10 protein-coding genes are annotated in these 12490 nt (G+C 47.0%); 5 read left to right on the top strand and 5 right to left on the bottom strand.

Features of this window, described 5'->3' with window-relative positions; genetic code table 11:
* Positions 1–110: 110 nt before the first annotated feature.
* The 3 genes from AC1DYT_RS13505 to porX form a co-directional block, all read right to left on the bottom strand.
* Positions 111–1337, bottom strand: a complete 1227-nt coding sequence (locus AC1DYT_RS13505; RefSeq protein ID WP_477470115.1) for an alanine dehydrogenase — start codon at positions 1335–1337, stop codon at positions 111–113.
* A gap of 51 nt (positions 1338–1388) precedes the next feature.
* Entirely contained in the window at positions 1389–1805 is a 417-nt protein-coding gene (tsaE, locus tag AC1DYT_RS13500; protein WP_477470114.1) for a tRNA (adenosine(37)-N6)-threonylcarbamoyltransferase complex ATPase subunit type 1 TsaE, read from the bottom strand.
* A 131-nt stretch (positions 1806–1936) separates the two neighbouring features.
* Positions 1937–3490 carry a T9SS response regulator signal transducer PorX gene (porX, locus tag AC1DYT_RS13495; RefSeq protein ID WP_477470113.1) on the bottom strand — a complete coding sequence of 518 codons (1554 nt, stop codon included), beginning with the start codon at positions 3488–3490 and terminating at the stop codon, positions 1937–1939.
* Between the two features lie 139 nt (positions 3491–3629).
* On the opposite strand from porX, the gene AC1DYT_RS13490 reads away from it, so the two are divergent.
* The 5 genes from AC1DYT_RS13490 (at position 3630) to AC1DYT_RS13470 (ending at position 9146) form a co-directional block, all read left to right on the top strand.
* Complete coding sequence (locus AC1DYT_RS13490; protein WP_477470112.1) at positions 3630–4856, top strand: HD domain-containing protein; 1227 nt, start codon at positions 3630–3632, stop codon at positions 4854–4856.
* 157 nt (positions 4857–5013) lie between these two features.
* Positions 5014–6057, top strand: a complete 1044-nt coding sequence (gene lpxD / locus AC1DYT_RS13485; protein ID WP_477470111.1) for a UDP-3-O-(3-hydroxymyristoyl)glucosamine N-acyltransferase — start codon at positions 5014–5016, stop codon at positions 6055–6057.
* A gap of 117 nt (positions 6058–6174) precedes the next feature.
* Positions 6175–7572, top strand: a complete 1398-nt coding sequence (locus AC1DYT_RS13480) for a bifunctional UDP-3-O-[3-hydroxymyristoyl] N-acetylglucosamine deacetylase/3-hydroxyacyl-ACP dehydratase (RefSeq protein WP_477457907.1) — start codon at positions 6175–6177, stop codon at positions 7570–7572.
* 4 nt (positions 7573–7576) lie between these two features.
* On the top strand, positions 7577–8362 hold the full coding sequence (lpxA, locus tag AC1DYT_RS13475; protein WP_133226287.1) for an acyl-ACP--UDP-N-acetylglucosamine O-acyltransferase: 786 nt from the start codon (positions 7577–7579) through the stop codon (positions 8360–8362).
* 163 nt (positions 8363–8525) lie between these two features.
* Entirely contained in the window at positions 8526–9146 is a 621-nt protein-coding gene (locus AC1DYT_RS13470) for an ABC transporter ATP-binding protein (RefSeq protein ID WP_477470110.1), read from the top strand.
* 163 nt (positions 9147–9309) lie between these two features.
* Here AC1DYT_RS13470 and AC1DYT_RS13465 read toward each other — a convergent pair whose 3' ends face one another.
* Both AC1DYT_RS13465 and dinB read right to left on the bottom strand, forming a co-directional pair.
* Positions 9310–10620, bottom strand: a complete 1311-nt coding sequence (locus tag AC1DYT_RS13465; RefSeq protein ID WP_477470109.1) for an ammonium transporter — start codon at positions 10618–10620, stop codon at positions 9310–9312.
* A gap of 729 nt (positions 10621–11349) precedes the next feature.
* Positions 11350–12447 carry a DNA polymerase IV gene (gene dinB, locus AC1DYT_RS13460; protein WP_477470108.1) on the bottom strand — a complete coding sequence of 366 codons (1098 nt, stop codon included), beginning with the start codon at positions 12445–12447 and terminating at the stop codon, positions 11350–11352.
* Positions 12448–12490: the final 43 nt, after the last annotated feature.

Here is a 12490-nt window from a genome sequence, read left to right as displayed (position 1 = left end):
CGACTTCAGTTGATTGTCCAATAATTTCGCGAATCGTGTAACCCTTCGTAAGCTTTTTTGTGCTGCTTTTAAAACGTTTTCTTAGGGCGATGAAAACCCAACCGTATAAATTAGTGGTTTGCGGCAACAAGCAAATCCAAATCTTTACAGGGGATACCGAAGCGTTCGCCCATATGCTTGTTGGTGAGGTGGCCCTGGTAAATATACACCGCATTGCGTATGCCCGACTTTTTCCAGATTACATTCTTGAGGCCACCCTGCTCGCCTATATCCAATAATATAGGCGCAAAAATATTAGTAAGCGCATAGGTAGCCGTGCGCGCCACTCGCGAGGCGATATTTGGTACACAGTAGTGTATAACGTCGTATTTCCTGAACACCGGGTTGGTGTGGTTGGTCACTTCCGATGTTTCGAAGCAGCCTCCCTGATCTATGCTTACATCTATGATAACCGAGTTGGGTTTCATTTTGCTCACCGTAGCTTCAGATACCAGGCAAGGGCTACGGCCATCGTCGGCACGCATGGCGCCAATAACTACATCACATCCGGTAACAGCTTTCTCTAATACAATTGGCTGTATCACCGAAGTAAAAATGCGGCTGCCTATGTTGTTCTGCAAACGACGCAGTTTGTAGATAGATGGATCGAAAACTTTTACCTCGGCACCCAGCGAAATGGCCGTGCGCGCGGCATATTCGCCAACGGTGCCCGCGCCTAAAATCACAATCTCGGTTGGTGGTACGCCGGTTATGCCACCCAACATTAGCCCTTTGCCGCCGAAGATATTGCTCAGGTATTCGGCCGCTATCAGGATGGATGTAGCGCCTACGATCTCGCTCATGGCGCGTACTACGGTAAGCGTGCCGCCCTCGTCTTCGATATTCTCGAAACAAATGGCGGTTACTTTTTTAGCCAGTAACGCTTGCAGGCACTCGGGCTGCAGTGTAGAAACCTGTAAAGCAGAGATTAATAATTGCCCCGGCCTCATCATGGCAATTTCTTCCATGGTTGGCGGCGCTATCTTGATGATGATATCGGCTTCGTAAACGCGTTTGGTATCGTACACGATCTGGGCGCCCTGTTCGCTGTAGTTATTATCAGAAAAGTTGGCTGCCTGGCCGGCATTACTCTCTAAAAGCACATCGTGGCCGTTGTTTACCAGCAACGCTACCGAAAGCGGGGTAAGCGGAATGCGGTTCTCCTGGAACGAAACTTCCTTGGGGATGCCGATGTACAGTTTGTTCTTTTTGCTTTTAACCTCCAGCATCGATTCCTGGGGCTGTAGCAGTGCCTGGCGGGCAACATCAGAAAAGCCGCTATATTTTCCTGAACTCATTTTATCTTATTTTCCGGATGATGAAGATAAGAAAAACAACGGGTTAAAGCATCAAATGTTTTCCACAGTTATCTGCCGCGCGCCTTCTTCGGTAACGGCTATGCGGATGCCGGTATATTGGTCGGGTATCAGCCCGGCAATCTTCTCGGGCCATTCTATAAAGCAATAGTTATCGGAGAAAAAATACTCCTCGTAGCCCATATCCAGGGCCTCGCCCTGTTCTTTCAGGCGGTAAAAATCGAAATGGTAAACGGGGCCGTCGGTGCCGGCATACTCGTTTACGATAGAAAAGGTGGGGCTGGTAACCTCATCGCTTACGCCCAGCGCGGCGCAAAGCGATTTGATGAGCGTGGTTTTGCCCGCACCCATATCGCCGTAAAACAAAAAGATCCTGTTGTCGCCGGCGTATTTTAGTATCTCTGGCGCAGCGCCAGCCAGTTCTTCGAGGGTGTTGATGTTGATATCCATGGGGAATTAATTTCAAAAAACGTCATTGCGAGCGATAGCGTGGCAACCATCGGTAAGGAGAGCCGATTTGCCAGGGCGATTTGCTCGCCGAGGATTGCTTCGTTCCTCGCAATGACGTAGTTAAAAAAAGGCTATTTCGGCCCGTAGGTTACTATCGGGATAATCATTTCTTCTAAAGAGATACCCCCATGCTGGAACGTTTCGTTATAAAAATTCACGAAATGGTTGTAATTGTTGGGGTACACAAAGTAGCTATCGCCTTTGGCAAACACAAAGCTGCTGCTTACATGCAGCTTAGGCAGCATGGCATCGTGCGGGTTGCGTATGTGGAAAACCTCCTTGGCATTATAGTTAAGATTTTTGCCTTGCTTATAACGTAGGTTAGTATTAGTGTTACGGTCGCCGATGATCTTGCTCGGGTTCTTCACCTTTATCGTACCATGATCCGTAGTGATGATAACCCTCACTTGTTTAGATGCCAAAAACTTCAGCAAATCGAACAATGGCGAATGCTCGAACCATGATAGCGTCAACGAGCGATAAGCTGCATCGTCGCTGGCCAGTTCGCGTATCATCTGCATATCGGTGCGGGCGTGGCTCAGCATATCCACAAAGTTGTAAACCACCACATTCAAATCGTTCTGCATCAGGTTGCTTACAGATTCGTTCAGCGCGCGGCCCTCATCTATATTCAAAATCTTATGGTACGAGTGCTTTATATCGCGGCGCAGGGTGCGTTTCAATTGATCGGCAATAAAATCCGCCTCGAACAGGTTCTTGCCGCCTTCGTCCTCGTCGTTCTGCCACATCTGCGGGTAGCGTTTCTCCATATCCAAAGGCATCAGGCCCGAAAATATGGCATTACGTGCGTACTGCGTGGCCGTTGGTAAAATACTGTAGTAAGTATCCTCTTCTTCCAACCTGAAGTACTCTGATATGATAGGGTTGATGATCTTGAACTGATCATAGCGCAGGTTATCAATCAATATAAAGAAAACCGGCCCGTTGCCATCAAGCTTAGGGAATACTTTCTTTTTGAACAACTGTGGCGACGAGGTTGGTGCGGTATCGGGGTTTTTTATCCAATCGAGGTAGTTGCGCTCTACGAATTTGCAGAACTGCACATTGGCCTCGGCTTTTTGCAGGGTTAGTATCTCGTGCATCCCGGCATCCTCCAGGGTTTCCAGCTCCAGCTCCCAGTATATAAGTTTCTTGTACACATCTACCCATTCCTGGTGGCTCAGGTTATCGTTCAGCGTCATACCCAGCGTGCGGAAATCCATCTGGTAGGCCATGGTGGTTTTCTCGGTTACCAGGCGCTTGTTCTCGGTGAGCTTTTTGATGGTCAGCTGTATCTGCTTGGGGTGCACCGGCTTAATGAGGTAATCGTCGATCTTAGAACCAATGGCATCCTCCATCAGGTACTCTTCCTCATTCTTGGTTATCAAAACAATAGGCACATCGCTGCGGATATTCTTTATTTGCTGTAAGGTTTCCAGCCCGGTTAGGCCGGGCATGTTTTCATCCAGGAAAACCAGGTCGAAGTATTGTTTTTTGAATTCGTCTAAAGCGTCGTGGCCATTGGTTACGGTGGTAACCTTGTAGCCCTTTTCGGTCAAGAACATGATATGTGGCTTCAACAAGTCAATCTCGTCGTCGGCCCACAATATGGAGGTATCTTGCATAATATATCTAATTTTACCCCTCTATAACCCCGGGGTAGTGTAATTTGTTGTAAAATTATACAAAGGTTTAACATATATTAACACTAGCATGGTGCTTGTTTTGTCATAATTAGGCACTTTTGCATACTATAACGCCGCATTGAACAAAAAGAAGATTATAAACGACCCTGTATACGGGTTCATCAGCATACCGAGCGACCTGGTTTTCGACCTAATCGAACACCCTTACTTCCAGCGGCTACGGTATATCAAGCAACTGGGCATGACGCATTTGGTGTACCCCGGCGCATTGCATACCCGTTTCCATCACGCTATTGGGGCCATGCACCTGATGGGTACCGCTATAGAAACCCTTTGCAATAAAGGCTGCACCATCACCGCCGAAGAAAAAGAAGGCCTGCTGATTGCTATACTGTTGCACGATATCGGCCACGGCCCTTTCTCGCATGCGCTGGAGCAAACCATCATAGAGGGCATCGACCACGAACATATCTCTATTTTGCTGATGGATAAGCTGAACCGGCAGTTCGACGGGCAGCTTTCGCTGGCTATAGAGATATTCAAGGGCACTTATCATAAAAAATTCATGCATCAGTTGGTATCCAGCCAACTTGATATGGATAGGATGGATTACCTTAACCGCGACAGTTTTTTTACCGGCGTATCTGAAGGGGTTATCAGTTCAGACCGTATCATCAAGATGCTGAACGTGAAAGACGACAATGTTACCGTGGAGGAAAAAGGCATTTATTCGATAGAAAAATTCCTGATAGCGCGCCGCCTGATGTACTGGCAGGTGTACCTGCACAAAACCGTTATAGCGGCCGAGCAACTGCTCTGCAAGATATTTAACCGCAGCCGCGAGTTGGCACTAATGGGCCAAAAGTTCAACATTACCCCGGCGCTTAGCCACTTTTTAGATAACATTATCCCCCGCGAGGCCTTTGCAGACGAAAGCATACACCTGGATATTTTTGCGAAACTAGACGATACCGATGTAATGGCTGCCGTAAAGGTGTGGGCCGATAGCAGCGATTTGGTGCTGAGCACCCTGTGCAATAACTTTATTCAGCGCAAGCTTTTCCATGTGGATATGGCATCTACCCCGCCCGATGAGGAGTTTGTGGCCGGGCTAAGGCGCAAGGCTGCTGCGAAATATAATATTACCGAGGAGGAAGCCGGGTATTTTGTTTTTACCGACGTAATACGCAACAACGCCTACAACAACGGCGACGGCAACATACAGATCTTGATGAAGAACGGCGAAATAAAGGACATTGCACAGGCAAGCGATAACAGCAACCTGGAGGCACTGACCAAAACCGTAAAAAAATACATACTTTGCTATAGTAAGGGGCTTGTCTAAACTGGAATCAAACGAATTTAAGGAATGGGCAGAATTAAAAATGCCAATCCAAAAGCAATTCTGTTAATTCGCTTAATTCCTTAAAATTCGAGTTCAGAAAAAATGGGTAATGTTAATAGGGCATAAACAAAACGTAAAATAAACATAAATTTGCAGGATGCAATTTACCGCTAAGGACATAGCCTTTATGCTAAACGGAACTGTTGAAGGCGACCCGCTTGCGGCCGTTAGCCAGCTCGCTAAAATAGAAGAGGCGCAACAGGGTTCGTTATCGTTTTTGGCAAATCCAAAATATGAGCAGTATTTGTACACTACAAATGCATCTATTGTTATCATTAATAACAGCCAGCAAATAACCGGGCCGGTAAGGGCATCGCTAATACGGGTGGAGAATGCCTACAGCGCTTTTACCCTGCTGCTGGAACAATACAACACGCTTAAATTAAATAAAAAAGGCATCGAGCAGCCCTCGTTCATCCACCCCTCGGCACAAATTGGCCAGGATGCGTACGTAGGTGCTTTCGCCTATATCAGCCAAAATGTAAAATTGGGAAATAACTGTAAAGTGTACCCAAATTGCTACATTGCAGATAATGTAACCCTTGGCGATAATGTTACTTTATTCCCTGGTGTTACGGTTTATTTTGATTGTGTTATAGGCAACAATGTTATTATCCACTCGGGCTCAGTAATCGGCAGCGATGGTTTCGGTTTTGCGCCAAAACCGGATGGTACCTACAACAAAATACCGCAGATAGGTAATGTAATTATTGAGGATGATGTGGAGATAGGCTCTAATACCACTATCGATAGGGCCACCATGGGCTCTACCATTATACATAAGGGTACCAAGCTGGATAACCTGGTACAGATAGCCCACAATGTAGAGATTGGGGAAAACACGGTGATTGCCGCCCAAACCGGCATTGCCGGCAGCACCAAATTGGAGGCAAATGTGATGCTTGGCGGGCAAGTGGGTATTGTAGGCCATATCAGCATCGCCAAAGGCACGCAGGTGCAGGCGCAATCGGGGGTAAGCCGCCCGATAAAACAGGAGGGCCAAAAATGGGCGGGTTCGCCGGCATTATTATACGGCAACAACATGCGGTCGAATGTTGTGGTGAGTCGCCTGCCCGAATTAGAAAAGAGAGTTTTAGAATTAGAAAAGATAATTACGGAATTAAGGAAGAACGTTCATTAGTTTTTCTGGTTCATTAGTTCACTGGATCATTAGTTCATTAGTGCCAATGTGGCAACCGGACTATCGACCAAAACAACCAATGAACTAATGAACTAATGAACCAATGAACTACATAAGATGAATGTAAAACAAAGAACTATTAAAGAGCCTGTTTCTGTTTCGGGCACAGGGCTGCACACCGGCGAGTTTGTTACGCTTACCTTTAACCCCGCGCCGGAAAAACACGGTTACAAATTCCGCAGGGTAGATTTACCCGGGCAACCCATCATTGATGCCGATTGCGACAACGTAACCGATACCTCGCGCGGCACCACGCTTACCCAAAACGGCGCAAGCGTAAGTACGGTAGAGCACGTGCTGGCGGCAATGGTTGGTTTGGAGATAGATAACGTGCTGATAGATATTAGCGGCCCCGAAATGCCGATAATGGACGGTAGTTCGATACAATTCATAGATGCCATAGAGGCCACAGGCTTTACCGAGCAGGAGGCCGACCGCGAGTATTACCACATACCTTACAATATACACTACACCGAACCCGACCGCAAGGTAGAAATGGTGGCTATGCCTTTAGATACCGATTATAGGTTTACTTGTATGGTTGATTATAACTCGCAGGTTTTAGGTAGCCAGCATGCTACTATATCGGCTATCAGCGAGTTTAAAAAGGAAATAGCATCCAGCCGCACTTTCTGCTTTTTGCACGAATTAGAGGCTTTGCTAAAGCACGACCTGATAAAAGGCGGAGACCTGAACAACGCCATTGTGGTTGTTGATAAAGATGTAGACGAAGAAGAGCTTGCCCACCTGGCCAAGCTGTTCAACCGCAAGGATATCAGCGTAGCGCCACAAGGTATACTGAACAATATCGAACTGCGCCACCAGAACGAGCCCGCACGCCACAAGCTGCTTGATATGATAGGCGATTTGGCACTGGTTGGTGTTCCGTTGAAAGGGCATATTATGGCCGCAAGGCCGGGCCACGCCGCAAACGTTGCCTTTGCTAAAAAGATAAAAACGCTTATTAAAAAAGAGCGCAGCCGCAAACATGTAAAGGTGTACGATCCAAACATGACACCCGTTTACGATACGGTGCAGATAATGAATATACTGCCTCACCGCCCGCCATTGTTGTTGATAGATAAGATATTAGAGCTATCAAAGACGCATGTGGTAGGTTTAAAAGCCGTTACCATGAACGAGCCGTTTTTTGTTGGTCATTTCCCGGGAGCGCCCGTAATGCCGGGGGTTTTGCAGATAGAGGCCATGGCACAAACAGGCGGTATTTTGGTGCTGAACACCGTACCCGACCCGGAGAACTGGCTTACGCTGTTCCTGAAGATAGAAAACGCCAGGTTTAAAGACAAGGTTTTGCCTGGTAGTACGTTAATATTCCGTTGCGACCTGGTTGCGCCCATACGCCGCGGTATTGCGCAGATGAAAGGCATAGGCATGGTTGGCGAAAAGATTGTGGTAGAGGCCGAGCTAATGGCACAAATAGTAAAATATAAATAGAAGCATGATACAGCCCTTAGCATATATACACCCTCAGGCCAAAATTGCCGATAACGTAGTAATTGAACCATTCGTTACCATCCATAAAGATGTAGAAATTGGCGAAGGTACCTGGGTGGGTTCCAACTCGGTTATTATGGATGGCGCGCGCATAGGCAAAAACTGCCGTATTTTCCCGGGCGCGGTTGTATCTGCCCCACCACAGGATCTGAAATACAAAGGCGAGCCAAGCACCGTTACCGTTGGCGATAACACCGTTATCCGCGAATGCGTAACCCTTAACCGCGGCACCGCCTTAGATAAAAACACCACCACCATAGGCAGCAACTGCCTGCTAATGGCCTACGTGCACGTAGCGCATGATTGCGTTATAGGCGATAATGTAATCATCGCCAATGCCGTGCAGCTGGCCGGACACATCAACGTGTATGATTACGCCTTCATCGGCGGAACCTCTGCCGTTCACCAGTTCGTAGAGATTGGTGCGCACAGCATGATATCGGGCGGATCGCTGGTACGTAAAGACGTGCCGCCTTTCACCAAAGCAGGCCGCGAGCCATTATCCTATATCGGCATCAACTCGGTGGGTTTACGCCGCAGGGGATTTTCGGCAGCAACCATCAACGAGATACAGGAGATCTACCGCATCATCTTCCTCAAGAAATACAACATGACCAAGGCCCTCGATATTATCGAAGCCGAGTTTAACCCAACCGTGGAGCGCGACGAGATAATCAACTTCGTACAAAACTCGCAACGCGGCATCATGAAGGGTTTTGGGAGTATATAAATTGTCGGAATCAGAATTTACAGAATTTTAGAATGGGCAGAATTGAAACTACGCAAAACGCCGCATAAGGAATTCTGTAAATTCTTTAATTCCATAAACGGCGCAGCCCTCTTGAGCGCCTCAAACAAACACCCGCGAAAAATTCGAGTTCAGACAAAAGACCATGAACATCTCCCTCAAAAATATAGGCCGCAGGTTTAACCGCGAATGGATATTCGGGGGGATAGATTATACTTTTGCCGATAGGGAGAGTTACGCCATCCTGGGCGCTAATGGTTCGGGGAAATCAACCTTGCTGCAGGTATTGAATGGGAGTTTGGCACCGTCTGCCGGAGATTTGGCCTACACGTACGATGGCAAGCCCGTGGAGGCAGAAAATGTATTCACTTACCTTAGCCTTGCCGCACCCTACCTGGAGTTGATAGAAGATTTCAGCCTAAGCGAAATCATCGATTTCCATTTCAAATTCAAAAACTACAAACCGGGGCTTGATAAACAGGCGGTTGCTGATACGCTGGGCCTGACGGGTAGCCGCAACAAACTTGTCAAATATTTTTCATCGGGCATGAAACAGCGGCTTAAACTGGCCCTTGCATTCTGCTCGGATACCCCCATGCTGATGCTTGACGAACCCACTTCAAACCTCGATACCCAGGGCATCGATTGGTACCTGGGCCTTATAGAACAATACAGCACTGGCCGCCTCACCATCATTTGCTCTAACCAGGAGCACGAATACAGCTTCTGCAAAAACAAGCTCAGCATTGCCGATTATAAGGCGTAAGGTCCAAACCCAACTGCCACCGATTATCTCTAATAAATAGCTTTGTGCGCTTGGTGCCCACGAAATCGCAAATCTTTGCGCGCTTTGCGGTTAAATCCAGAACGCTATAAACAAAAAAGGGGCGCAATAGCGCCCCCTTTTTATAAACACGTTCGATGTATGGTTATAGCTCTTCGTCGTGCTGGCTCATATCCAGACCAGCTAGTTCGTCGGCTTCAGATACACGCAACTTGCTTATCATATCGGTTACCTTCAATAACAGAAGAGACCCGAAGAAAGCAAATGCCGATACCGATACTAAAGCCACCACATGTTTAACAAATAAGGCGGTTTCGCCGTAGGCCAGGCCTTCTGCACCAAGGCTGTTAACGCTTTTGGTTGCGAAGATACCGGTCATCAACATACCTACCATACCACCAACACCATGGCAAGGGAAAACATCCAGCGTATCATCGATGTTTGTTTTAGAGCGCCATATAACTACTAAATTACTTACCACAGCAGCAACAATACCTACTATTAATGAGCTTGATACGGTGATGAAGCCGGCAGCAGGGGTTACAGCAACCAAACCTACTACGGCACCAATACAAGCACCCATTGCAGAAGGCTTTTTGCCTCTCAAAATATCAAAAAATATCCATGACATGGCCGCAGCAGCCGAAGCTGTTGTAGTAGTTGCCAAAGCTGTAGCAGCCAGTTCGCCCGAGCCTAATGCAGAACCTGCATTGAAACCGAACCAACCGAACCAAAGCAAACCTGTACCCAATATTACGTAGCTGATACGCGCAGGAGTGTGCGCATCTTCTACTTTATTACGTTTTTTCAGGTAAAGGGCTGAAGCCAAAGCTGCCCAACCAGCGCTCATGTGTACCACGGTACCGCCGGCAAAGTCTAACACGCCGTATTTAAAGAAAATACCATCCGGGTGCCAGGTTGCGTGCGCAAGCGGGATGTAGATAATAACGATGAAAAGCGTAATGAAGATAAGGTAAGAGTTGAAGCGGATACGTTCTGCAAATGCACCGGTAATTAACGCAGGTGTAATAACCGCGAATTTTAACTGGAACATGGCGAACAGGATAACCGGGATGCCGGGTGCTGCTGCCCATGCCACGCCAAGCGTGTTTTGCATCATGAAGAATGATTTAGGGTCGCCAATGATACCCCATCCCTTAACATCATCGCCGAAAGCCATGCTGAAACCGAATACTACCCAGATGATAGTGATAAGGCCCATACAAACAAAGCTTTGCAGCATAGTAGAAATTACGTTTTTCTTGCGCACCATGCCGCCGTAAAAGAAGGCAAGGCCTGGTGTCATTAATAATACAAGCGCGGTAGAGATAAGCAACCAGGCAATATCGGCACCAACGTAGGTTGTTGCGGGTTTAGCGGCAGCTACGTTGCCCGGGAACATAAAGGCCAGGATAACTACGATTACGAGTATGCCGAATGGTACAATTTTTTTCATTTTGTTGTCGTGATAAGTGATTAAATTAAAATAGTCGGGGCGCCCTGGTAGTGGGCGTTAAACAAGAGTGGAAACAATAACGGCATGCCATTCCTTCGTACTTCCTTTCGGGCCCTTTCATATACGAAGGGGTTATCGGTAAATATCAATCAGGAATAGCGGCAGTTTTTTGCTCCAAATTCAACCTTACCAAAAGGAGTGGTACGGGAACAGCATTAGCTTGGTTAGCCGCTCAATAGCTAAATCATGCCAATGGTAATCGCTTTTCAGGTATAAGAAACCTGAACTTAAAATGGTAATCGCGTCGCCGGATAAAGACTGGAAACGGATTTTGTTGGTTTGGAAACTCCTTACACGGCTTTTAAGGTAAAAAGCTGCGCTGATACTTCGCCTCTCTTGGTTTTGCCTGTAATTTGTAAGAGAATCTATAGAAGATGTTTCCTTTTGTTCGAAAAAAGGAAGAGAAAGCAGAAAAAATGCCTCGAATAGCAAGAAAAAAGTTAAAATATGTCTATATTTCCTTAGAGGCATAATCTAAAAGTAGAATAATAAAATGAAAATGACAAAAAAAATGACAATTTTTTATTATTTCTTTTTAAAAAGCATCATTCGTTACCATTTTTACTAAAAGAACTACGCAAACCGTAGGATATATTGACAAAAGCGCATTATATATGCCCGTTTTATCAAAAAATAACAGATGGAAAGATCTTAGAACAAAAATGCGCTTTAAAATAATTCGAGTTGGCCGGAGGGGCCCTTTTCTCTTATTTCCGGGGTGGAAAAGTTAGAAACCGTTATACCCAGCAATCGCACGGCGCTATCATCCACATCCGTGGCGCGCAAAAGGCTTTTGGCAGTAGTAGCAATGGTGTGCAAATCATCCAGCCCATCCGGGTATGATTGGCTGCGCGTTATCTGCCTGAAATCGCTGTATTTTACTTTCAGGGTTATGGTGCGGCCTTTCAGTTCGTACTTTACAAGCCGCTGATGTACCAGCAGGGCTATCTTGTCCAGCTCTGCTTCCATTTCATCTAATGCGCTAAGGTCGTACAGGAAAGTGTCTTCGGCGCTAACAGATTTGGTTTCGCGGTGAGGCTGCACTTCGCGCTCATCAATGCCTCTTACTATATTATAATAAAAGGCCCCAGCCTTGCCAAAGTGACGGATTATATGCTCCAGGGTAAGCTGCTTAAGGTCGGCCCCGGTAAACAGGCCCAGTTTTTTCATCTTATCGGCCGTTACCTTGCCCACACCCCAGAATTTCTCGACCGGTAATTTTTCTATGAACGATGCCAGCGACGAGGGGCCGATGAACGTAAGGCCATCCGGCTTTTGCATATCAGAGGCTATTTTGGCCACGAATTTATTTACCGATACGCCCGCTGAAGCAGTGAGGCCAAGCTCATCTTTTATGGCTTGTTTTATGGCTTTGGCAATATCTATAGCCGAGCCTATGCCAAGTTTATCTTCGGTGACATCCAGGTAGGCCTCATCCAGGGAAAGCGGCTCTATCAAATCGGTGTACCGGCTAAATATCTCACGGATATGCTGCGATACCTCTTTATACGCCGCAAACCTCGGCCTTACGAAGATGGCATGCGGGCAAAGCTGCAAAGCCCTTCTGCTCGACATGGCCGAACGCACACCGAACTTACGCGCCTCGTAACTTGCCGTAGCCACTACGCCGCGAGCATCGGGCGAGCCACCAACCACCAGGGGCTTGCCGCGGTATTCGGGATTGTCGCGCTGCTCTACCGACGCGTAAAAGGCATCCATATCTATATGGATAATCTTACGTCGGGGCTGCGCTTGTTTTTCTTCCACCTGTAATGCCGGGTAAACGAATTAAATCTGTGTTCTTTGGCGT

This window comes from Mucilaginibacter sp. P1_D10 (genome assembly GCF_056406215.1).
This window is presented reverse-complemented; position numbering and strand designations above follow the sequence as displayed.

Coding starts and splice junctions, on each gene's coding strand:
- AC1DYT_RS13505 (WP_477470115.1), bottom strand. CDS start 1,337: ATGAGTTCAGGAAAATATAGCGGCTTTTCTGATGTTGCCCGCCAGGCA.
- tsaE (WP_477470114.1), bottom strand. CDS start 1,805: ATGGATATCAACATCAACACCCTCGAAGAACTGGCTGGCGCTGCGCCA.
- porX (WP_477470113.1), bottom strand. CDS start 3,490: ATGCAAGATACCTCCATATTGTGGGCCGACGACGAGATTGACTTGTTG.
- lpxD (WP_477470111.1), top strand. CDS start 5,014: ATGCAATTTACCGCTAAGGACATAGCCTTTATGCTAAACGGAACTGTT.
- AC1DYT_RS13480 (WP_477457907.1), top strand. CDS start 6,175: ATGAATGTAAAACAAAGAACTATTAAAGAGCCTGTTTCTGTTTCGGGC.
- lpxA (WP_133226287.1), top strand. CDS start 7,577: ATGATACAGCCCTTAGCATATATACACCCTCAGGCCAAAATTGCCGAT.
- AC1DYT_RS13470 (WP_477470110.1), top strand. CDS start 8,526: ATGAACATCTCCCTCAAAAATATAGGCCGCAGGTTTAACCGCGAATGG.
- AC1DYT_RS13465 (WP_477470109.1), bottom strand. CDS start 10,620: ATGAAAAAAATTGTACCATTCGGCATACTCGTAATCGTAGTTATCCTG.